This window comes from Micromonospora sp. NBRC 110038, assembly GCF_020884815.1.
Lineage (GTDB): Bacteria > Actinomycetota > Actinomycetes > Mycobacteriales > Micromonosporaceae > Micromonospora > Micromonospora haikouensis.
On record NZ_BBOL01000003.1, the window covers coordinates 663,244 to 684,084 of the forward strand.

Consider the following 20,841-nt stretch of genomic DNA (forward strand, 5'->3'; position numbering starts at 1 on the left):
GGTGGGCTCACGGCCGGGGCCGGGCGGGGGAGGCGGCGACGGTAGCATCGGTGGGTTCCCACCTGAGATTCCCGGACGGAGGCGTACGGAGCGCATGCTCGACATGGAGTTGATCCGGAAGGATCGCGAGGCGGTGGCGACCGCGCTGGCGAAGCGACTGGATCCCGCCGAGGTCAACCGGGCGCTGGACGAGATCCAGCGGCTCGACCAGGAGCGCCGCGCCCTCATCACGGAGATCGACGCCGAGCGGCAGCGCCGCAAGGCCGAGGCGCGGGCGTACGCGGCGGCGAAGCGGGCCGGCGCCGCGCCGGAGAGCGTCGCCCCGGAGGCCGAGCGCAAGCAGCTCGCCGAGCTGGAGTCCCAGCTCGACGAGGTGCAGTCCCGGCTGCGCGAGCGGATGAGCGAGCTGCCGAACCTGCCCGCCGACGACGTCGTCCCCGGCGGCAAGGAGGCCAACCGGGTCGTGCGGACGTTCGGCGAGCCGCCGGCGATCGAGAAGGTCCGGGACCACGTCGAGCTGAGCCGCCTGCTGGGCCTGGTCGACCACGAGCGGGGCGTCAAGCTCGGCGGCTCCGGCTTCTGGATGTACACGGGCCTGGGGGCCCGGCTGGAGTGGGCGCTGCTCAACTGGTTGATCGACCAGAACATCGCGGCCGGCTACGACTTCCTGCTCCCGCCGCACCTGCTGCTGGACACCGCCGGCTTCGCCGCCGGCCAGTTCCCCAAGTTCTACGACGACGTCTACCACCTCGACCGGGAGTCCGCCCCGCGCGGGCAGTTCCTGCTGCCCACGGCGGAGACGGCGATCCTGGGGGCCTACCAGGACGAGATCCTGGACACCGCGACCCTGCCGCTGAAGCGGTTCGCGTACACCCCGTGCTACCGGCGGGAGGCGGCCGGTTCGCACTCCGACGAGCGCGGCACCGTGCGGGGTCACCAGTTCAACAAGGTGGAGATCTTCCAGTTCACGCTGCCCGAGCAGGCCGACGCCGCGCTGGGGCAGATGGTCGCCCACGTGGAGGGCCTGGTCGCCCGGCTCGGCCTGCACCACCAGACCAGCCTGCTGTCGGCCGGCGACGCCAGCGCCTCGATGAAGAAGACCCTCGACATCGAGGTGTGGATGCCGAGCACCGGCAAGTACAAGGAGGTGTCGTCGGTGTCCTGGGCCGGCGACTACCAGGCCCGGCGGGCCGCCATCCGATACCGGGAGGCGGGCGGCAAGCAGACCCGCTTCGTGCACACGTTGAACGGCTCCGCGCTGGCCACCAGCCGGCTGTTCCCGGCGATCCTGGAGCAGTTCCAGCAGCCCGACGGCTCGGTGCTGGTGCCGGAGGTGCTCCGCGACCGGGTCGGCACGGACCGGCTCACGCCGGGTCGCTGACCGTCGCCTCGTCGGCGGGGGTCGGGTCACCCGGCCCCCGCCGTCTCCTCGCCCCGAGCGCGGCGAGGGCGAGCAGGGCGACGGCCAGCAGGGCGGGGCCGGCCGCATCGAGCGCACCGACGAGGGCCTGCTGGACGCGGGCCGCGGCGACCACGACCGGGTCGCCGAACGCGTCGTGCCGGCCCTCGGCGAGCCGCACCTCGTACCAGCCGTACCAGGCGACGTAGCCGCCGGCGGCCAGCAGCACCAGGCCGCTGAGCCGGGGCACCCACCGGCCGGCCCCGCGCAGCCGGGCCACCACCCGGTCGCGCAGCAGCGCCACGCCGAGGGCGGCCACGGCCACCACGAGACCCATCCCGAGGGCGTACGCGACGAACAGCGCCAGCCCGCGCGGCGTCGAGCCGGCCTGGAGGCTGGTCGCCACGATCGCCAGGAACGGGGCGATGGAGCAGGTCAGCGACGCCAGCGCGTACGCCGCGCCGAACAGCACCATCGACGGCAGCGTGCGGGTCAGCCGGGGCGCGCGGGCCAGCGGGCGCGGGGTGGGCAGCCGCCGCCCGGCGAGCAGCCAGCAGCCGAGCAGCACCAGCCCCACGCCGAGGGTGACGGTGAGCCAGGGCAGCCGGGGGCGCAGCCAGCCGGCCAGCGGCGCGAAGGCCAGCCCGAACGCGCCGAAGACCAGCACGTACCCGCAGGTGAGGCCGGCGGCGGCGGTGAGCGCCCGGCCGACGGCGCCACGTCCGTCGCCGGGCCCGGCCACCAGGATCGACAGGTACGCGGGCAGCATCGCGAACCCGCACGGGTTGACCGCGCCGAGCATCCCGGCGGTCAGCGCCAGCAGCAGCGGGGCGTCCATCAGGCGGCCAGGGCGGCGACCCGGCGGGTGAGGTCCTCCCCGTCGAGGAAGCCCTGGTGGATCACCTTCCCGTCGCGGTCGATGATCAGGAACGTGCTCTGCTCGACGACCTCGAAGCGCCGCCACAGCTTCCCGGCCGCGTCGTCGAGCTGGAGGGTGCCGCCCAGCTCGAACTCGGTCACGAAGTCCCGCATCGCCGTGCGCTGTCCGAGGCCGGCGACGCCGACGATCGGCACCCGGTCGCGGTACTGCGGGGCGATCTCGGCGACCGTCCACGCCTGGCTGGCGCAGGTGGCGCACCAGGGGGCCCAGAACCACAGCACCACCGGCCTGCCGGCCAGGTCGGCGGCGGCGAACGGCTTCCCGTCGAGGGTGGTGCCGGTGAACCGGAGGCTGTCCGGCACCCGGGCCGGGGCGGCCGGCGTCGGCGGCGCGCCGGTGGGCGTACCGGTCGGGGTCGCCGTGGGGTCGCCGGTGCCGGCGGGCGCGGCGGCGGCCGCGTCGACCGGCGGTCCCGGGGGGTCGACGGCGCAGGACGCCGCGCCCAGCAGGGCGGTGGCCAGCGCAGCGACCAGGGCGGCTGTCCCGGCACGCCGTCGGTGCGGCGACCGTCCACCCGGGCCGATCCGGCGGCGCGACGGCCGGCGGAACGATCGCATCCGCGTCTCCCTTCGGTAGCGGGCCGCGCGGAGCGGGGCACCACGGCGGCGCTCCGGCGTCCGACGGTCCCGGGGTGCGCTACTCGGCCTTGACCAGCCGCAGCGCGAGCTCGGGGCACACCTTGACGGCCTTCATGGCGCCCTCCCGCAGCCAGGTCGGCACGGGGGTGGTGGGGAAGGCGGGGTAGCCGTTGCCGTCCAGCCGGATGAAGTCGGGCACGACGTGGGCGCAGAGCCCGTGGCCGTCGCAGCGGGACCAGTCCAGGGTCAGCTTCCTCGGGTCGGCGTCGGGGGCACCGGGCAGGCCCATGACGCCCTTGGTCCGCTTGCCGCACCCCTCGCCCGTGGTGTGCAGCTTCAGGTCGTCGGCGAAGACCTCCATGGCGGAGAGGGCGAACCGGGCGGTGCCGTCGGGGTGGCTGCACGCGCCGCGGCCCTTCACGTCGCCGGCCGCGGCGCGGACGATCTCGACCGGGGCGCTGCCGGAGACGGCCAGGTCGACGGCGCGGGCCAGGTCGGGCAGGCCCATCTTGCAGGGGCCGCACTGCCCGGCGGACTCGCCGGCCAGGTAGCGGACCACCTGGGCGGCCTCGCCGAGGGGGCAGGTGTCGCGGGCCAGCGGCACGATGATGCCCGCGCCGAGGGTGCCGCCGACGGCGGTGAGGCCCTTGCGGGACACCTCGGCCCGCTGCGCGGCCTCGGCGGTGATCCACTTGCCGTGGTACCCGCCCATGAGGATGCCCGGCCCGTCGGGCACCTCGCACAGTTCAAGGATGTCGCGCAGGGGGGTGCCGGCGGCGCACTCGACGACGGCGGGCCGCTTGGCCGCGCCGGTCACCGTGAGCAGGACCGTGCCGGGTTCGTCGTCGGTGCCCAGGGCCGCGTACTCGTACGGGCCGAGCCGGGCGGCGACGGCGAGCTGCGCGTACGTCTCGGCGTTGGACAGCAGGGTGGGCAGGCCGCCGACGCCGGAGTCGCTGGAGCGCTTCTTGGTGCCCGGCGGGATGTGCGGCAGCCCGTTGATGCCGTTGACGAGCGCGCCGCCCTCGCCGGAGATGAACCGGTGCGGCACGGTCACGATGCTGGTGGGCACCGGCATCCGGCGTTCCTGGAGCGCCTCGGTCAGCGACGGCCGACCCACGTCGTCGTCGGCGACGCCGATGACGATCTCGTCGGCGTCCAGCGCGTACGCGACCAGGGCCGCGCCGTCGAGGATCAGGTGCGGGGCCCGGGTGAGCAGCACCTTGTCCTTCCAGCTGGCCGGCTCGCCCTCGGTGGCGTTGACCACGACCATGGCGGAGGCGTCCTGCCGCTCGCAGGACTCCAGCACGGCGCGCAGCTTGCGGGCGAACGGGAAGCCCGCCCCGCCCTTGCCCTTGAGCTGGATGGCCTCGGCGAGCCGGAGCAGGTTGGCCGGTTCCATCGGCCCGATGGGGCCGTGCACCTCCTCGTGGGCCATCAGGTCGAGGCGGCCGAACTCGGCGAAGCCGGCGGTGAGCCGGGGCTCGCCCACGCACGCCACGGGGGGCACCGTCGTGCGCATCACTTCGCCTCACCCCGCAGCCCGGCCCAGTACGCGCCGTCGATCGCGTCGGCGTTGGCCCGGTCGCGGTCGCGGTCGCGGTCCCGGTCGCGGTCCCGCTTGCGTCGGCCGGGCTTGCCGTCCCCGGCGGCTCGCAGCGCCCGCCGCGAGGCCAGGTCGACCAGGGTCGGGGTGTCGTCCATGGGCGGCAGGTCCTCGGCGACGAACCGGGCCGGGGGCCGCCAGTAGTCGGGCTCCTCCGGGACGTCGTCGTCGACGCTGTGCCGGCCGGACCCGCTGCGCGGGGCCGCGGAGATCGGTTCGGCGGAGACGGGCGTCGAGGACTCCCAGCGGCGCGGGCTGTCCCAGGGCTCCTCGGGCTCGTCGGTGCGCCGCGGCGGCGAGGAGTAGCGGGCGACGAGGTCCTCGTCGTCGCGGCGGGAGCGGCGGCCCGGCGACACGGGGGCGACGTCCTCGTCGCGGCGGGAGCGGCGAGGGCTGGAGACCGGGGCGACGTCCTCGTCGTAACGGGCGCGGCGACCGCCCGAGACGGGGGCGACGTCCTCGTCGTAACGGGCGCGGCGACCGCCGGAGACCGGGGCGACGTCCTCATCGTAACGGGCGCGGCGGCCCCCCGAGACGGGGGCGACGTCCTCGTCGCGCCGGGAGCGCCGGGGGCTGGAGACCGGGGCGACGTCCTCCTCGGAGCGCGAGCGGCGGGGGGCGGAGACGGGGGCGTCCGCGTCGCGTCGCCGCCGGCTCGACCGGTCGGGGGCCGGCTCGGCGGTACGCCGGGCGGCCGACGTCAGCTCGCGCTCGCCGCGGCGGGCCGGGGCGTCCAGTTCCCCGTCGCGGCGACGGGTGGCCCGTACCGGCTCGCGCAGGGTGCCCGGCTCGGGCACCACCGGCACGGTGAACCGCTCGGGATCGCGTCGCCCGCGGGCGGTGCCGGTCGGCATCGCCCAGGAGCCGGTGGTGGCGGTGGCCTCCGCCCAGCCGCCGGCGGCGCGGGTACGCCCGGTGCGGCTCTCCCGCTTCTCCTCGGCGTCGTCGCGCTTGCGGCCGATCTTGCCGAGCAGCATCGTGGTCGTCTTGCCGTCCTCGGTGGACTTGCCGGCCATCGCCTTGTTCAGGGCGGCGGCCTGGTGCTGCTCGCGGCTGCGCTTGCCGAGGTGCACCGAGAGCCGGACCATCAGCGCCAGCACCACGAGCAGCACGCAGGCGAAGTAGCTCAGGGTCACCCAGGACGCCGCCGGCCGGCCCGCGTTCAGGCCGTGGAACAGGGCGAACGGCCAGGACAGGTACGCCATCGAGTGCAGCCCCCGCCAGAACCACTTGGGGCCGACGCCGACGAACCGGGCCCGGATGATGCCGGTCCACAGCACGCTGACCATGAGGAACGACGCCACCGTGCCGAGCCCGACGTAGAGCCCCCGCCCCCCGATGAACGGCACGAGGGCGTCGGTCGGCCCGGCCCGGCCGATGGCGATCTTGGTGATGACGTGGAAGACCAGCCCGGCGACGCCGAGGATGCCGGTGGCCCGGTGCGCCGACTGCAACAGCACCCGGTGCGGGATGCGCAGCACGAGCCGGTCGGTGGCGAGCAGGCCCATCATCACGGTGAGGCTGAGCGACACCAGGGCGACGACGCCGGCGAAGAACTCGGTGAAGAAGAAGCCGTACGCGTACATCGCCGTGCCGGCGCCGGCCAGCTCGACGCCGGCCCAGACGATCGCGAGCGCCGACCCGGCCATCAGTGCGATGGAGGTCTTGGACCTGGTCCGCACCCCGCGGCTGCTGCTCGTGGTACGGACGGTCGTGGCCTTGGTGTTCTGCTGTGCCCGAGCCATCTGCTCCTCGATCGTGTAGCGGCGGCGCCCCCACCGGCCGACCCTGCTCCCCCATCGAGTACGGAGCACCGGGTTCAACGGATCAGCCCCGGTCGCGAAATTTCCCGGGTTTTTCTGCGGCACCGTCGAACCGTCCCGGCGTGGGCTGCGTGTAGGGCGTCCCGCGCAGCGACGCCCGTCCATCCGTTGACACCCACTGCAACGCGCTTGTAACCTTTCCGAAAATTTCAACACTGACTGCAAGATGCCGGCAAGCAGCAGTTCAGACCACCCCCTCCCCCGACCCCCGTCAGGAGTCCCCGATGCATCGACGTCGATGCCGCTCGGCGGTCCTCGCCCTGGGCGTGATCGCCGGCCTGCTCGCACCGACCGCCGTGGCGGCACCCCCGGCCGCCGCCGCCCCGTCCGGCACGAAGAAGGTCATCGCCAACCTGTTCGAGTGGAACTGGCCGTCGGTGGCCAGCGAGTGCACGAACGTGCTCGGCCCGAAGGGCTACGGCTACGTGCAGGTCTCCCCGCCCCAGGAACACGTCCGGGGCAACCAGTGGTGGCTGGCGTACCAGCCGGTCAGCTACCGCATCGAGTCCCGCAAGGGCACCCGGGCGCAGTTCCAGTCCATGGTGAACACCTGTCACGCCGCCGGCGTCAAGGTGATCGTCGACGCCGTCGTCAACCACATGTCCGGCCAGGACGCCGGCGGCACCGGCTGGGCCGGCTCCTCCTACGGCCACTACGACTACCCCGGGATCTACCAGACCCAGGACTTCCACCACTGCGGGCGCAACGGCGGCGACGACATCGCCAACTACAACGACCGGTACGAGGTGCAGAACTGCGAGCTGGTCAACCTGTCGGACCTCGCCACCGAGTCCGACTACGTCCGGTCGAAGATCGCCGGGTACCTCAACGACCTGCTCTCCCTCGGCGTCGACGGGTTCCGCCTCGACGCCAGCAAGCACATGCCGGCCGCCGACATCGCCGCCATCAAGGGCAGGCTGTCCCGCTCGGCGTACATCGTGCAGGAGGTCATCTACGGCGCGGGCGAGCCGATCCAGCCGACCGAGTACACCGGCAACGGCGACGTGCACGAGTTCCGGTACGGCAAGGACCTCGCCCGGGTGTTCCGCAGCGAGAAGCTCGCGTACCTGAAGAACTTCGGCGAGGGGTGGGGCCACCTGCCCAGCGGCTCGGCGGCGGTCTTCGTCGACAACCACGACACCCAGCGCGACGTCGGCGGGGTGCTCACCTACCGCGACGGCGGCATCTACGCGCTGGCCAACGCCTTCATGCTGGCCTGGCCGTACGGCTCCCCCACGGTGATGTCCAGCTACACCTTCAGCAACCGGGACGCCGGCCCGCCCTCCGACGCCAACAACAAGACCCTGAACACCACCTGCTACTCGGGCTGGGAGTGCGAGCACCGCTGGCGGGTCGTCGCCAACATGGTCGGCTTCGCCAACGCCACCCAGGGCGCGGGCGTCACCAACTGGTACGACAACGGCAACAACCACATCGCGTTCAGCCGCGCCGGCAAGGGCTACCTCACGATGAACGACGAGGACGGGGCGGTCACCGGGCGCTCGTACTACACCGGGCTGCCCGCCGGCCGGTACTGCGACGTGATCCACGGCGACTTCACGGGCGGCACGTGCAGCGGCCCGGTGATCACGGTGGACGCGAACGGCTGGTTCACGGCGAACGTCCCGGCCCACGACGCGATCGCCATCCACACCGCCGCCAAGCTGAGCTGAGGTGCAAGGAAGGGCCCCTTCTTAACGCTTTCTGTATAGGAGGGGCCCCCTGCAATCACCCCCGCCACCGGCCACCCACCGCCTACAGTGCTTTTGTGCTGTTTGACCGGATTGTGTCGCGGTGGGGGCTGGGCTGGCTGGCCGCCGCGCTCGGCGTACCCCTGTTGTTGGCGACCGGGCTGGTCACGGCCCGGGCGCTCACCCCGGAGCCGGCGCGGGTCGCCCCGCCGCACGCCGCCCCCACCGCGCCCGCCACGGAGGCAACGCCCACCGGCGAGCCGGTGCCCGCCGCCGCGCCCGCGCCGGCCACCCTGCCGGTCGTCACCTACGACCCGGCGCCCGCCGGCTTCCCCGCCGACCCGCGCCCGTCCGATCCCACCCCGCTCACCGAGGGGCTGACGCCGACCCGCAAGGTCGCCGCCTACGACGCGCCCGGCGGCCGGCCGCTGGCCTTCCTCGCCCCCACCATCAACGGCGTCGAGGTGACCGTGCCGATCGTCGAGCGCCGCACCGGCTGGACGGCCGTGCTGCTCCCCTCGGCCACCCGGCGGATCGCCTGGCTGCCACCCGACGGCGACTGGGCCACCGTGCCGCTGCGCGACCAGATCGTCGTGGAGCGCCGGCCGCACCGGCTCACCTGGTACCGCGACGGGCACGCCAAACGATCGTGGCCGGTCAGCCTCGGCATGCGCGGCCAGGAGACCCCGCTGGGCCGCACCTTCGTCCTCGGCCGCACGCCCCCACCCGAGCCCGTGTACGGCGGCGTCGACGTCTTCGCCCTCGGCGCGATCCCCGACGACCCGGACGCCATCCCACCGGGCCTGGCCGGCGCGCACATCGGCCTGCACGCCTGGCAGGACGACGACACCCTCGGTGAGGACGTCACCAACGGCTGCATCCGGCTGACCCGCAGCGGCCAGCGCCAGCTGCTCGACGAGGTGCGGCCGGGCAGCGTCGTGCTCGTCGTGGACGCCCTGCCCACCCCGCCTCCGACAGCCTGATCCGACGCCGCGACGGCTGCCGGCCGCCGCCGCACGCTCACCGCCGCCTCGGCCGGCGGGAACACGCGCCGTCGTGGTCGGGCCGCAGCAGGCACCGCCGGCCACCATCCATGATCCGGTCGCAGAAGACCCAGTGTCGTACGTTCTGGTCGTCCTCCCGCGACACGGTCGCGCCCCCGGGCTCGGTCTGCGGCAGCACGTGCGTCCAGTGCGCCACCACCCGGGCCAACCGCTGGGCGGAGAGCAGGTCGTTGGCGACCACCGGCAGGTGGATCACGAACCGCTCGCTCACCGGCCCCACCCCCGCTCGTTGCGGGCATGCGCCGCCTCGGACCACAACCGGCACAGCGCAAGCTTGACCTCGCTGGCCTCCCGACGGCTCTGCGCGAGCGCCTCGTGCGCGGCGGCCAGCTCGACGGCGACCCGCTCCAGGAACTCCCGCACCTCCTGCGGGTCGAACCCGCGCCGGCCGAGCGGGGCCGACCGGAACCGCCGCTCCCGCACCTGCCAGGGCAGCAGCCGGCGACCCGCCGCCGGCTGACGCCCGGCCGCGCCGTGGACCGGCGGCCGGCGACGCGGCCGGCCCCGGCGGAACAGGAAGACGCGCATGACAGACCTGCCTCTCGTCGAGATTGCCTGTGGAGGGACGGGTCCGCCGGCCCGCACCGCACCGGCGGATCCGCCCGGCACCTGCCACCGCAGCCTTCGATCAGCGAGTACGACAGCAGGCCACCCATGGCCACTGAGCAGCAGAAACTCCACAGTGCCCGCAGAGGCAGTGAAGCACCGCGTCTGCTCAATTGCAATGTCTCAACGGAGCAGTCGGAGATGTGAATTCTCTATAGCTCAGCACTCGCTGTGACGTGTCTATTGCTAAAGGAGCAGGAGGCGGGTTCAATTGGACGCTCGGGTGTCGACGGATCGCGAGCAGCGGAGGCGAAGAGTGTCACAGGCGGTGACCGCATCGACCATGTTGCGGCGGCAGATCGGGCGCAAGTTCGAGTCGCTCCGCAAGGCGGCAGGGCTGACGATGGAGCAGGCCGCCGAGCGCCTGGACCGGGCACGCGCGACGCTGCACCGGATCGAGAACGGTGCGGAGCACGTCCGCTTCCGGCAGGCCGACGTGCAACAGATGCTCGACCTCTACGGCGCGTCCGCCGAGGACAGTGAGCTGCTTCTCGCGATGACGGCGGCCACCCGGGAGAACAAGAACTGGTGGCACGACTACATCGGTTCCGGCCTGCCGCGCTGGTTCCAGCTCTACATCGGACTGGAGGCCGGGGCTTCGCACATCCGGCAGTACGAGGCGGAGCTGGTCCCCGGGCTGCTACAGACTCCCGCCTACGCGGAGCAGGTCTTCCGGATGCCCGGTGGCGCGATCGATGCGGAGGCCACTGAGGAGCAGCGGCGGGCCATCCAGCTCAGGACCGAGCGCCAAACCCTCCTCACCCGGTTCTCCCCGCCGCAACTGAGCGTGATAATCAACGAGGCCGTGTTACGCCGCCCGGTCGGCAACACAACGATCATGGCCGAACAACTCCATCAGATCCTGAAGGCCACCCAGCTACCCAACGTGACCGTGCAGGTGCTTACTTTTTCTGCCGGATTGCATGCCGGGGCAATGTCCGGAGCTTTCTCGATCTTGGAGTTTCCACGGGACGAGCATGGCAAGGAGGTGGAACCACCGGTGGCCTACCTGGAAGCCGCAACCGGAGCGATCTATCTCGACAAGCCGCACGAGACAGCCGCCTACAACACCATCTGGGCCGACATGGCCAGCCGCGCCCTCAACGAGTCCCGATCCCAGAGCCTGATCCAGCAAGCCGCAGAGGAGTACTCCCATGCCTGACCTGACCGGTGCCGTCTGGCGCAAGTCGACCCGAAGCAACAACGGCGGCAACTGCGTCGAGGTCGCCGACAACCTCCCGGGCGTCGTCGGGCTACGCGACAGCAAGGACGTGGCCGGGCCGGTGCTGACCTTCACCCCGTCGTCCTGGGCCGCCTTCATCGAGGACGTCAAGGCCCAGCCACCTGGCCGCTAAAACTGGCAGGAGGCTGCGCCACGGTTCCTCTCCTGCCCACCGAAGATGCCGGTCAACTCGTAGGCTGTTCACCACCTAGCCTGGACGCCCAGCCACCACTCAGGATGTGATCTTGGCCAGCAAAGTGAATGAAATCCGCCTAGTTGATCTATAGCGCCCCAGGTCAGGAAGCCTGTTCCCCGCGCACGCGGGGGTGATCCGTCGCCCTCGCGCACGTCGCCGGCAGCGCCGCCCTGTTCCCCGCGCACGCGGGGGTGATCCCGACGGCCTCTTGACCATCTACGTAGGCGACGACTGTTCCCCGCGCACGCGGGGGTGATCCCCGGAGCGTTGGGCAGGGATACGCGGCTGCCCTCTGTTCCCCGCGCACGCGGGGGTGATCCCGGCACGTCGGCGGCCCTGGCCAGCAAGACGGTCTGTTCCCCGCGCACGCGGGGGTGATCCCGTCCGCACCGTCGGCGTCTCGTCGGTGACCCCCTGTTCCCCGCGCACGCGGGGGTGATCCGTACCCGTACAAGACGGGATGCTGAATCGACATCTGTTCCCCGCGCACGCGGGGGTGATCCCGATCCGGGGTCGACGTCGACCAGGACGACGAGCTGTTCCCCGCGCACGCGGGGGTGATCCCGCGACCAGCACCGGCAGCCCCACCCACAGGGTCTGTTCCCCGCGCACGCGGGGGTGATCCCTCGCCTGCGACGGCAGCTGCTCGTCGGTCTGCCTGTTCCCCGCGCACGCGGGGGTGATCCCTGGTCGACGTGGCCGAACATCCGGCACAGCCTCTGTTCCCCGCGCACGCGGGGGTGATCCCTGCGCGAGCAGCTCGACGCCGCTCGGGCCGTGCTGTTCCCCGCGCACGCGGGGGTGATCCCAGCCCGCCCCGGCGTGGCACTTGGTCAGCTGTCTGTTCCCCGCGCACGCGGGGGTGATCCCCAGCGCCCGACCGGCCAGGGTGGATGGTTCGCCTGTTCCCCGCGCACGCGGGGGTGATCCATGTAGTAGACCACGACGAGATTGATCCGGCCCCTGTTCCCCGCGCACGCGGGGGTGATCCCGCGGCGGACCCGTCCAGCCCGGACACGTTCTACTGTTCCCCGCGCACGCGGGGGTGATCCCGTGCTGTCGACCACCGAGGCTTGGCCCGCACGCTGCTCCCCGCGCATACGGGGGTGATCCTGCCCGGCCCGTTGTGCGGGTTCAGCTCCACGACCTGCTCCGCGCGTATGCGGGGTGCCCCTGTGTCCTATAGGTGTGAACCTGCCGCACTACGTCAGTCGGGGCGATGGCGCGCTGCGACTGTCAGCGACTACTATCGATCGGCGCAGTCGCGCACCGGTCGTGATGTTGCAGTGACCTGGAGTCATGGTGCCTCGTCCCGAACGCCAGATAGACCCTGAAGCGGGCCCCATCCAGTCGTTTGCCGCAGAGCTTCGACAGCTCCGCGAAGGAGCAGGCTCGCCGAAGTACCTCCAGATGTCGCGCGCGTCGGGCCGGTCCAGAACCGCCCTGGCCGAAGCTGCCGGCGGCGATCATCTGCCCACCTGGGAGACGGTCGAGGCGTTCGTCAGGGCATGCGGCGGCGATGTCCGTCAGTGGCGGGTGAGGTGGGAGACGGCGCAGGAGGCGATACGGCCGGCAGAGCCGCCGTCACGCAGTGGCGCGGCAGCTACCGTCGCCGATCTTCCTGACGATGCGCCGCCCCTGGTCGCCGGACGGCCGGCGATCCGCCGTCGGCTCCGCTGGGCCCTCCTTGCCGTGGTCCCGCTGGGCGTACTCCTGCTGTCAGTGCCGTTGGCCCTCGGGTCCCGCAGCTCCGAGGGAGGGGGCAACCAGGCACCGGCCGCGCCGTCGGCCGGCGCTCCTGCCGCGCTCGTCGTACAGAACAAGGTGGCGATCGGGCCATCCGGCCTCGCCGAGGACACCACGCCGGCCTACCTGTCCGGTAGGCCGGCGCCGTTCTGCGCCAAGCGGGGTTGCAAGGTGCCCGGCACCGAGGTCTGGAGCGGCGCGGTCCTGGTGGCGCGCTGCCAGGTCGTCGGCGACAAGATCACCAACCGGGATCTCACCAGCGAGGGCATCGAGACGAACCCGAATGGGGTGGCCTCCAACATCTGGTACGAGGTCGTCCTGCACGACGGGCGGACGGGATACCTGTCGGAGGTGTACGTCGAAGCACGGTACCGGGGCGGCATGGGACTGCCGATCTGCACGCCCCGCTGATCTCGCTGCCCTTGCTGCTCTCGCCGGGACGGCTGCACCCGATGCCCCGGCCTGCCGGCGGTGCCGCCGATAGACCGTCGCCGGCCCTGGTAGTCCGTCGTCGGGCCTGAACAACGCTGCGGCGTGCGGAGATGGCATCACCGCGGCACCCGCCCCGGTCGATGATCTCCGGAGGACAGCATGTTGAACCCCAAGCGCGGACACGTCCGCGTCGCCACAGCCGCCTTCGCGGGCCTGCTGACGGGGGCGCTCGCTCTCGCCGCGCCCGCCTTGGCGGTCGATCCGACCAAGTGCACCAAGGGCTACAACAACGCGAACACCGCGTGGGGAACCTGCACCGGGCGGGGAGAGTGGCGGGTCGTCACCTGGTGCTACTACGCCGGTTCGACCAACTCGGGCTGGTACGGCTGGTCCGACGGCGGCACCCACACCGCCTACTCGTCCTGCAAGAGCCCGAGCCACGTGACCGACATCTTCATCGAGGCCCGCTAGACGACAACCGCGCGTGGTGTCCTGCCCCGGACGGGGTGGGACACCGGCCGGATCGCCTCCTCCGGATGCCGCATCTGCCCGCCCTCCCTCTCCCGCCGGCAAGACGCACCGTTCCAGGACACACAACACCGGGGACACGCCCAGTCATGATCGTCTGCTGATTATGGAGACGGGCGGCGGCGTGTCGTCTCTGGAAACGACAGACGATCATGGCTGAACCGACGGCACCCCCACAGCGAAGACGCCAGCCGGCCGGGCAGAAGCAGGGCGAAGCTATGCCGGCCCGCCCAGATGCCGCCAGAGGAACTCCAGGGTCAGGGCCCACACGAACGCCCGCTGCGCGTTGTTTGCCGCCGCGCCGTGCCCGCCCTCCACGTTCTCGTAGTACGCCACCTCGTGCCCGCGCTCGCGCAGCCGGGCGGCCATCTTGCGGGCGTGCCCGGGGTGCACCCGGTCGTCGCGGGTGGAGGTGACCAGCAGCGTCGGCGGGTACGCCCGGTCGGCGTCGACGTTGTGGTACGGCGAGTATTCGCGCAGGTAGGCCCAGTCGGCGGGGTCGTCGGGGTCGCCGTACTCGGCCATCCAGGACGCCCCGGCGAGCAGCTTGTGGTAGCGGCGCATGTCCAGCAGCGGCACGTGCGCGACGACCGCGCCGAACAGCTCCGGGTAGCGGGTGAGCATCACGCCCGCCAGCAGGCCGCCGTTGCTGCCGCCCTCCATGCCGAGCCGCGCCGGGGTGGTGATGCCCCGCGCCACCAGGTCGGCGGCGACGGCGGCGAAGTCCTCGTACGCCCTCGGTCGGTTCTCCCGCAGCGCGGCCCGGTGCCACGCGGGCCCATATTCGCCGCCGCCCCGGATGTTCGCCACCACGTAGCTGCCGCCCCGGGCCAGCCAGCCCCGGCCGACGATGCCGCTGTAGTGCGGCAGCTCGGGGACCTCGAAGCCGCCGTACCCGGTGAGCAGGGTCGGCCCGCCGGCCGCGTCGGGGTCACCGACCAGGAAGTACGGCACCCGGGTCCCGTCGGCGGAGGTGGCGAAGTGCTGGCGTTCGGTCAGGCGGGAGGCGTCGAAGAACGCCGGTGCCCGCTTGAGCGTCTCGACCGGGCCGCCGACCTGCCCGAGCCGCAGCGTCGCCGGCTGCCGGAACCCCTCAGAGGCCAGCAGGTACGCGTCGCCGACGTCCGGGTCGGTGTCCACCAGCCGGGTGTGCTCGAACTCCGGCACACCGGCGAGCGGCTCCCGCCGCCACGCCCCCGCCGAACCGGAAGCGCCGACCGCCGAGTCGGAAGCGCCAGCCGCCGAGCCGGCGGCACCGACCGCGCCGGGGGTGAGCACCTCCAGCCTGCTGCGCACGTCGGCGAGGGTGGCCAGGATCAGGTGGCCACGGGTCCACCCGTGGTAGCTCAGCGCGGTGCGCTCGTCCGGGGTGAACAGCGTCGTCAGCTCCCGCGCACCGGCGAGGAACGCGTCGAACGGGGCCGCCAGCAGCGCGCCTGCAGGGAAGGTGACGCCCCCGCCGCCGTCGACACCCGCCACGCCGTCGACCGTCCACGGCGAGCGCAGGCCGATCACCAGCCACTCCCGGTGTGCGTCCCAGTGGGCGTCGGACGGCACGTCGATGCGTACCCGCTCCCCGGCGGGCGTCAGCAGGTACGACTCCGAGCGGAAGAAGTCGAGGCGGCGGCCCACGAAGGTGCGCTCGAACCCGGGCGTGGGGTCGTGCGAGGCGTACGCGGAGACGTCGTCGACCTGGCCGGCGAAGACGACCTCGGCGGACGGCAGTGGCGTGCCCCGTCGCCACCGGCGGACCGTGCGGGGGTAGCCGGAGGTGGTCAGCGAGCCGGGCCCGAAGTCGGTGGCGACGAGGATGTGGTCGGCGTCGACCCAGGTGACGTCGCTCTTGGCCTCGTCGAGGGTGAAGCCGTCGGCGACGAAGGCCCGGCGGACCAGGTCGAACTCGCGCACGACGGTGGCGTCGGAGCCGCCCCGGGAGAGGCTGACCAGGCAGCGGTCGTGCCCGGGGCGCAGCACCGTCGCCCCCTGCCAGATCCAGTTCTCGCCCTCCTGCGCGGCCAGCGCGTCGATGTCGAGCAGGACGTCCCACTGCGGCTCGGGCCGGCGGTACTCGTCGAGCGTGGTGCGGCGCCAGATCCCCCGGGGGTGGGCCGCGTCGATCCAGAAGTTGTAGTAGAGGTGGTCGCCGCGCCAGGTCGGGTAGGGGACGCGGTCGTCGGCGTCGAGCACCTCGCGGATCTCGGCCCGCAGGGCGGCGAACCGGTCGCCGCCGGTGAGGGCGGCCATGGTCTCGGCGTTGCGGTCGCGCGCCCAGCCGGCGGCGTCCGGGCCGTCCAGGTCCTCCAGCCAGCGGTACGGGTCGTCATCCTCGTCGATCAGCCTCGTCACCTTTGCCACTATTCCCGGCCGGGTCAACCCCCGGCGGCGGCCCGCCGAGGGACCATCGGCCCTGGCATGGGCCGCGTTTCGCGGGGTATGACGGGCAGATGAGGGCGAGTTTCCGGATCGGCCGGATCGCGGGCGTACCCGTCGGGGTCAACTGGAGCGTCCTGGTCATCTTCGGGCTGATCGCCTGGGGGCTGGCGGGCAGCCAGTTCCCCCGGTCGTACCCGGACCGGCCGACCTGGGCGTACGTGCTGGCGGGGCTGAGCGCGGCCGTGGTCTTCTTCCTCGGGCTGCTCGCCCACGAGGTGTCGCACGCCGTGGTCGCCAAGCGCAACGGGCTGGAGGTCTCCGGGATCACCCTGTGGCTGTTCGGCGGGGTGGCCGAGCTGCGCGGGGAGGCCCGCGACCCGGGGGCGGAGCTGCGCATCGCCGGCGTCGGGCCGCTCGTCAGCCTGATCATCGGCGTGGTCTTCGGCGGGGTCGCGGCGCTGCTCGCCCTGGCCGGGGTGCACGGGCTGCTGCTCGGCGCGCTGGCCTGGCTGGCCGGCATCAACATTCTGCTGGCGGTCTTCAACGTGTTGCCCGCCGCCCCGCTGGACGGGGGCCGGCTGCTGCGGGCCGCCGTGTGGAAGGCCACCGGCGACCGGACGCGGGCGTCGGTGGTGGCGGCCCGCGCGGGCTGGGTCCTCGGCGCGCTGCTGATCGCGCTGGGCCTGTGGCAGTTCCTGCGCGGGGCCGGGGTCGGCGGGCTGTGGCTGGCGCTGATCGGCTGGTTCCTGATCGGGGCGGCCGGGATGGAGGAGCGGCAGGCCCGGATGGGCAGCGCGTTGCGCGGGGTGCGGGTCGCCGACGTGATGACCCCGCAGCCGCAGACCGCGTCGGGCGACATGACCGTGGCCGACTTCGTCGACCACTACCTCTTCGCGTACCGGCACTCGGCGTTGCCGCTGACCGACGAGGGTCGGCCGGTCGGCCTGGTCACCCTCGACCGGGTACGCGGCATCCCGGCCGACCGCCGGTCGGCGACCACGCTGGCCGAGGTGGCCTGCCGGGCCGACCAGCTCGTGCTGGCCGACCCGGACGAGCAGCTCACCGACCTGCTGCCCCGGCTCAGCGAGTGCGCCGACGGCCGGGCGCTGGTGGTGGCCGGCGGGCGGCTGGTCGGCATCGTCTCGCCCAGCGACATCAGCCGGGCGGTGCAGCGCGGCAGCCTCCGCGACCAGCAGGCGCAGACGTCCAGGTGACGCAGGCGCCGAGGTGACACCCCGCCGACCGGCCACGCTGGGCGGGGCGGGTCAGGAGTGCGGGCAGGTGTCGCGGTACTCCTCGATCGCGCTGCCGCGCGGGGCGGGGCAGAGGAACTGCTCGTAGCGGGTGTCGTCGTCCACGAACCGCTTGAGCCAGGAGATGCTGTACTTCGCGATGGTCACGTTCGGCGAGGTGGGCGCGGAGTGGGTGGCGGCGTTCAGCTCCAGGTACGCCTTGTCGAGGCTGGCCGGCAGGCTGGTGTAGAACGGCTCGGAGTGCGAAGCGACGGGGGCCGTCGTGTCGTTCTCGGCGCCGACGACGAGGGTCGGCACGCGTACGCCGGACCAGTTCTTGGTGGTGTGCCAGCCGGTCAGCGGGATCGCCGCCTGGAGGGAGGGCCGGGTGTTCGCCGCCGCGAGGGTGCCCCCGCCGCCCATGGAGTAGCCCATGACGGCGAGCCGGTTGCGGTCGATGCGGCTGCGCACGGCGCTGGTGCCGACCAGGTAGTCCAGGGCCGCGAGGAGCTGGGTGCCCCGGCTCGCCGGCTGGTCGTACACCGAGAGGGTGTCGATGGTGGCCACGACGAAGCCCTGGGAGGCGAGGCGGGGGCCGAGCCAGGCCACGGCGGACTGGGTGTTGGTGAAGCCGGGCGCGATGGCGACCGCGCCGAAGGTGCCCTCGGCGGTGCTCGTCGGATACCACACGGTCGCGCCGCCGAAGCCGGTCACCGCGGAGCGGGCGACGGTGAGCTGGGCGGTGGCGAACGGGCCGGTGGTCGCCTCGATGCTCGCCACCGTGGGGTCGGGGCCGCGTTCGTAGGGGTTGGCGGCGTGGGCGGGGGTCGGGCCGGCGACGGCCAGGGCGAGGGTCGTGGCCAGCGCGGCGACCACGCGCCACGGGCGACGGGGCGCTGCCGGCCGGGAGCGGCCGGGCACACGGGGGGCGGACAGCACGCCAGGATAAATCGACATGCATCATTTTTTCCCGCAGCGGCCGGGCCGGGCCAATCCCGTCGCGCTCCTGTCACGGGGTTATGCCCGGGCCCGCCCCGCCGGCCGCCGGCCCGTCAGCGGGGCAGGTAGCGGTCCAGCAGGTCGGTGCGGAACTTCCCCGCCGGGTCCAGCTCGCCCGCCAGCGCCGCGAAGTCGGCGAACCGGGGGTACGCGGCGGCGACCGCCGCCGGGTCGAGCGTGAACACCTTGCCCCAGTGCGGCCGGGGCGCGAACGGGGCGAGCGCCCGTTCCACCTCGGCGAGCACGGGGGCCACCGCGTCGCCGTCGCCGATCCAGGTGAAGTGCACGGCGAGGCTGTCGCGCCCGTACTGCGGGCTCAGCCACAGCTCGTCGGCGGCGACCGTACGCAGCTCGCAGATCTGGAGCACGGCGGCGATCCGGTCCGCCAGCGGGTCCAGCGCGGCCAGCGCCCCGGCCGCCGCCGCCCGGGGCAGGTGGTATTCCGACTGGAGCTCGTCGCCGCTGCTCGGGGTGAAGCCGAGCCGGAAGTGCGGCAGCCGCTCGTGCCACGGCCCCGGCTCGCCGAGCTGGGCGGTGCAGTTGCGCGCCGGCATGCCCGGCACCGGGTGCACGGGCCCGGTCGCCGCCGTGGTACCCAGCCAGTCGGCCGGCGGCGGCGGGGCGTCGGCGAGCTGCTTGCGCCACACCTGGTCGATCCGGCCGGCCGCGCCGCGCGGGTCGGCCCCGCCGCGCCAGTCGGTGAAGAGGCTGACGCTGTACGCCGACGCGAACGCCTCGTCCAGCGCCGCCCGCGGCAGGCCGAGCCGGACGTACTGCCGCACCTCGAAGGCGGGCACCACGTCCAGGGTGAGCCGGGTGACCACGCCCAGCGCCCCGAGCGCCACCACCATCCCGGCGAACCGGTCGCCGCCTTCGTCCCGGCGTACGGTCAGCAGCTCCCCGTCGGCCGTGACCAGCTCCAGCGCCGAGACGGCGGTGGCCAGGTTGCCGATCCCGTCGCCGGAGCCGTGGGTGGCGGTGGCCACCGCGCCGGCCACCGAGATGTGCGGCAGCGACGCCATCGTCGGCAGGGCGAACCCGGCGGCGTGCAGCCGGGTGGCCAGATCGCCGTAGCGCATGGCGGCGGCGACGGTGACCGTCGCCCGTTCCCGGTCGACCTCGACCGTCTGCGGCAGCCCGGCCAGCGAGACCAGGTCGCCGGCGGTGTCGCCGAGCCGGTTGAACGAGTGGCCCGTGCCGACCGCCCGGATCCGGTCGCTGCCGGCGACGAGCCGACGCAGCTCGTCCAGGCCGGTCGGGCGGTGCCGCCGCGCCGCCGCGTAGCGGACGTTGCCGGCCCAGTTGCGCTCCGGCACGCCGGCGCCCGGCCCGCTCCCGCCTGGCTTCCCGTCGGTCGCGTCCACGTGCCCTCTCCCGTCACTCGGCGTCGTCGGGTCGACACCCGGGCGGCACCGGCGGGCCGGGCACTGGTTGCCCGGGGCGTCGTCGGGGAACCATACGCCCATGAGCAGCTACCCGGATCCCGCCCTGCGCGGCGACGTGTACCCGTCCGAGGAGGAGATCGACCCGACCGGCGTCGGCCCGGACCCGCAGAACGACGCGCCGCTCGGGGCGTACCCGCAGGCCGGCCCGGTCTTCGGGGCGTACCCCGGGCCGTCGCCCGCACCCGGGCCCGCGCCGAGGCCGGCACCCGGGCCGGTTCCCGCGCCGTCGCCGGGGCCGGCCCCGCGCCCGCCGGTCGAGTCGCACTCGATCGTCACCCACCACCTCGACGGCTCGACCGAGGTGGTCACCGACCTCGACGGCGACGGCATCGCCGACGTGGTGCAGTTCGACCTCGACGGCGACGGCGTGCCGGACATCACCTACCTGGACAGCGACCGGGACGGCCGCCTCGACACCGTCGTCCGCGACCCGCGCCCGACGGGCTGAGGGGCAGCGCCACCGCCGCCTTCGCCGCCCGGCACCGGGGCGTTGCCGGCCGTCCCTACCCTCACGGCATGGCCGACAAGGCGAACATGTCCACCCGGGGATTCGAGATCACGCTCTTCGTCGTCGTCGCGCTCGTCTGCTGCGGCACGCCGATCAGCGGCTTCTATCTCCAGCGCAAGGACAAGGCGGACGAGCCGGGCATGCGCGCCACCGGTGAGGCGTACCTTGGCGCCGCCGTGCGGGGCGACAACGGCACGGCATACGACCTGCTCTGCGCGGCCGAACAGCGCGGGCGGTCCCGGGCGGACTGGGACGCCACCGCCAGCGCGATCGTCGACCCGACCGGATTCCGCATCACCGACCTCGCCGTCAAGCGGAGCAGCGATGCCCCCACGCAGTACGTCGTGACCGCCGAGATCACCTACCCGGGCCTCCCGAGCAGGGAGGTGCAGTTCCACCTCAAGAAGCAGGACGGCGGCTGGAAGGTGTGCGGCCCGCCGCCGCTGTGACCCG

19 protein-coding genes and 1 CRISPR repeat array are annotated in these 20,841 nt (G+C 73.3%); of the genes, 10 read left to right on the forward strand and 9 right to left on the reverse strand.

Translation table 11 applies throughout. The features are described from left to right. Positions 1 to 94: 94 nt before the first annotated feature. Positions 95 to 1,381 carry a serine--tRNA ligase gene (serS, locus tag LPU61_RS14650; RefSeq protein WP_229405179.1) on the forward strand — a complete coding sequence of 429 codons (1,287 nt, stop codon included), beginning with the start codon at positions 95 to 97 and terminating at the stop codon, positions 1,379 to 1,381. Here serS and LPU61_RS14655 read toward each other — a convergent pair. From LPU61_RS14655 to LPU61_RS14670, 4 genes are all read right to left on the reverse strand, one after another. Next, a complete protein-coding gene (locus LPU61_RS14655; protein ID WP_052503882.1) occupies positions 1,365 to 2,237 on the reverse strand; it encodes a cytochrome c biogenesis CcdA family protein in 873 nt (290 codons plus the stop codon). The two genes, serS and LPU61_RS14655, sit on opposite strands and share 17 nt — an antisense overlap. After that, positions 2,237 to 2,896, reverse strand: a complete 660-nt coding sequence (locus LPU61_RS14660; RefSeq protein ID WP_229405180.1) for a redoxin domain-containing protein — start codon at positions 2,894 to 2,896, stop codon at positions 2,237 to 2,239. Before LPU61_RS14660 ends, LPU61_RS14655 begins: the two co-directional genes overlap by 1 nt. 79 nt (positions 2,897 to 2,975) lie before the next feature. Beyond that, positions 2,976 to 4,442 carry an NADH-quinone oxidoreductase subunit NuoF family protein gene (locus LPU61_RS14665; protein WP_043966916.1) on the reverse strand — a complete coding sequence of 489 codons (1,467 nt, stop codon included), beginning with the start codon at positions 4,440 to 4,442 and terminating at the stop codon, positions 2,976 to 2,978. Beyond that, entirely contained in the window at positions 4,439 to 6,268 is a 1,830-nt protein-coding gene (locus LPU61_RS14670; RefSeq protein WP_229405181.1) for a hypothetical protein, read from the reverse strand. The genes LPU61_RS14665 and LPU61_RS14670 overlap by 4 nt, the downstream gene beginning before the upstream one ends. A gap of 302 nt (positions 6,269 to 6,570) precedes the next feature. Here LPU61_RS14670 and LPU61_RS14675 point away from each other — a divergent pair, with 302 nt between their 5' ends. Together LPU61_RS14675 and LPU61_RS14680 are read left to right on the forward strand one after the other, a co-directional pair. Further along, positions 6,571 to 8,019: an alpha-amylase family protein gene (locus LPU61_RS14675; protein WP_043966913.1), complete on the forward strand. Its 1,449-nt coding sequence runs from the start codon at positions 6,571 to 6,573 to the stop codon at positions 8,017 to 8,019. A gap of 95 nt (positions 8,020 to 8,114) precedes the next feature. Beyond that, positions 8,115 to 9,020: a L,D-transpeptidase gene (locus LPU61_RS14680; protein ID WP_229405182.1), complete on the forward strand. Its 906-nt coding sequence runs from the start codon at positions 8,115 to 8,117 to the stop codon at positions 9,018 to 9,020. Between the two features lie 37 nt (positions 9,021 to 9,057). Here LPU61_RS14680 and LPU61_RS14685 read toward each other — a convergent pair whose 3' ends face one another. Together LPU61_RS14685 and LPU61_RS14690 are read right to left on the reverse strand one after the other, a co-directional pair. Then, positions 9,058 to 9,312, reverse strand: coding sequence for a hypothetical protein (locus LPU61_RS14685; RefSeq protein WP_074474937.1), 255 nt, complete (start codon positions 9,310 to 9,312; stop codon positions 9,058 to 9,060). Further along, the gene (locus LPU61_RS14690) at positions 9,309 to 9,629 is read right to left on the reverse strand and encodes a DivIVA domain-containing protein (protein WP_229405183.1); all 321 of its coding nucleotides are present in this window, start codon (positions 9,627 to 9,629) and stop codon (positions 9,309 to 9,311) included. Before LPU61_RS14690 ends, LPU61_RS14685 begins: the two co-directional genes overlap by 4 nt. Before the next feature lie 361 nt (positions 9,630 to 9,990). Between LPU61_RS14690 and LPU61_RS14695 the strand changes: the two genes are divergently transcribed. The 4 genes from LPU61_RS14695 (at position 9,991) to LPU61_RS14710 (ending at position 13,774) form a co-directional block, all read left to right on the forward strand. Then, on the forward strand, positions 9,991 to 10,869 hold the full coding sequence (locus tag LPU61_RS14695) for a helix-turn-helix transcriptional regulator (protein ID WP_229405301.1): 879 nt from the start codon (positions 9,991 to 9,993) through the stop codon (positions 10,867 to 10,869). Further along, positions 10,862 to 11,062, forward strand: coding sequence for a DUF397 domain-containing protein (locus tag LPU61_RS14700; protein ID WP_043966909.1), 201 nt, complete (start codon positions 10,862 to 10,864; stop codon positions 11,060 to 11,062). Before LPU61_RS14695 ends, LPU61_RS14700 begins: the two co-directional genes overlap by 8 nt. Before the next feature lie 172 nt (positions 11,063 to 11,234). Then, positions 11,235 to 12,300: a CRISPR direct-repeat array (repeat unit 28 nt; unit sequence CTGTTCCCCGCGCACGCGGGGGTGATCC). Between the two features lie 124 nt (positions 12,301 to 12,424). Next, complete coding sequence (locus tag LPU61_RS14705) at positions 12,425 to 13,282, forward strand: helix-turn-helix transcriptional regulator (RefSeq protein WP_144420366.1); 858 nt, start codon at positions 12,425 to 12,427, stop codon at positions 13,280 to 13,282. Positions 13,283 to 13,462: 180 nt separating this feature from the next. Then, positions 13,463 to 13,774: a hypothetical protein gene (locus tag LPU61_RS14710; RefSeq protein WP_043966905.1), complete on the forward strand. Its 312-nt coding sequence runs from the start codon at positions 13,463 to 13,465 to the stop codon at positions 13,772 to 13,774. Between the two features lie 273 nt (positions 13,775 to 14,047). On the opposite strand, the gene LPU61_RS14715 is transcribed toward LPU61_RS14710, so the two are convergent. Beyond that, entirely contained in the window at positions 14,048 to 16,177 is a 2,130-nt protein-coding gene (locus LPU61_RS14715; RefSeq protein WP_229405184.1) for a prolyl oligopeptidase family protein, read from the reverse strand. Between the two features lie 98 nt (positions 16,178 to 16,275). Between LPU61_RS14715 and LPU61_RS14720 the strand changes: the two genes are divergently transcribed. Next, the gene (locus LPU61_RS14720; RefSeq protein ID WP_043966903.1) at positions 16,276 to 17,418 is read left to right on the forward strand and encodes a site-2 protease family protein; all 1,143 of its coding nucleotides are present in this window, start codon (positions 16,276 to 16,278) and stop codon (positions 17,416 to 17,418) included. Between the two features lie 51 nt (positions 17,419 to 17,469). On the opposite strand, the gene LPU61_RS14725 is transcribed toward LPU61_RS14720, so the two are convergent. Further along, the gene (locus LPU61_RS14725; protein WP_043966901.1) at positions 17,470 to 18,393 is read right to left on the reverse strand and encodes a dienelactone hydrolase family protein; all 924 of its coding nucleotides are present in this window, start codon (positions 18,391 to 18,393) and stop codon (positions 17,470 to 17,472) included. 95 nt (positions 18,394 to 18,488) lie between these two features. Beyond that, positions 18,489 to 19,751: a D-arabinono-1,4-lactone oxidase gene (locus LPU61_RS14730; RefSeq protein ID WP_229405303.1), complete on the reverse strand. Its 1,263-nt coding sequence runs from the start codon at positions 19,749 to 19,751 to the stop codon at positions 18,489 to 18,491. A gap of 148 nt (positions 19,752 to 19,899) precedes the next feature. On the opposite strand from LPU61_RS14730, the gene LPU61_RS14735 reads away from it, so the two are divergent. Together LPU61_RS14735 and LPU61_RS14740 are read left to right on the forward strand one after the other, a co-directional pair. Beyond that, positions 19,900 to 20,328 (forward strand): hypothetical protein, encoded by a 429-nt coding sequence (locus LPU61_RS14735; protein WP_229405185.1) that lies wholly within the window; start codon positions 19,900 to 19,902, stop codon positions 20,326 to 20,328. Positions 20,329 to 20,396: 68 nt separating this feature from the next. Further along, positions 20,397 to 20,837 carry a hypothetical protein gene (locus LPU61_RS14740; RefSeq protein ID WP_229405186.1) on the forward strand — a complete coding sequence of 147 codons (441 nt, stop codon included), beginning with the start codon at positions 20,397 to 20,399 and terminating at the stop codon, positions 20,835 to 20,837. Positions 20,838 to 20,841 lie beyond the last annotated feature (4 nt).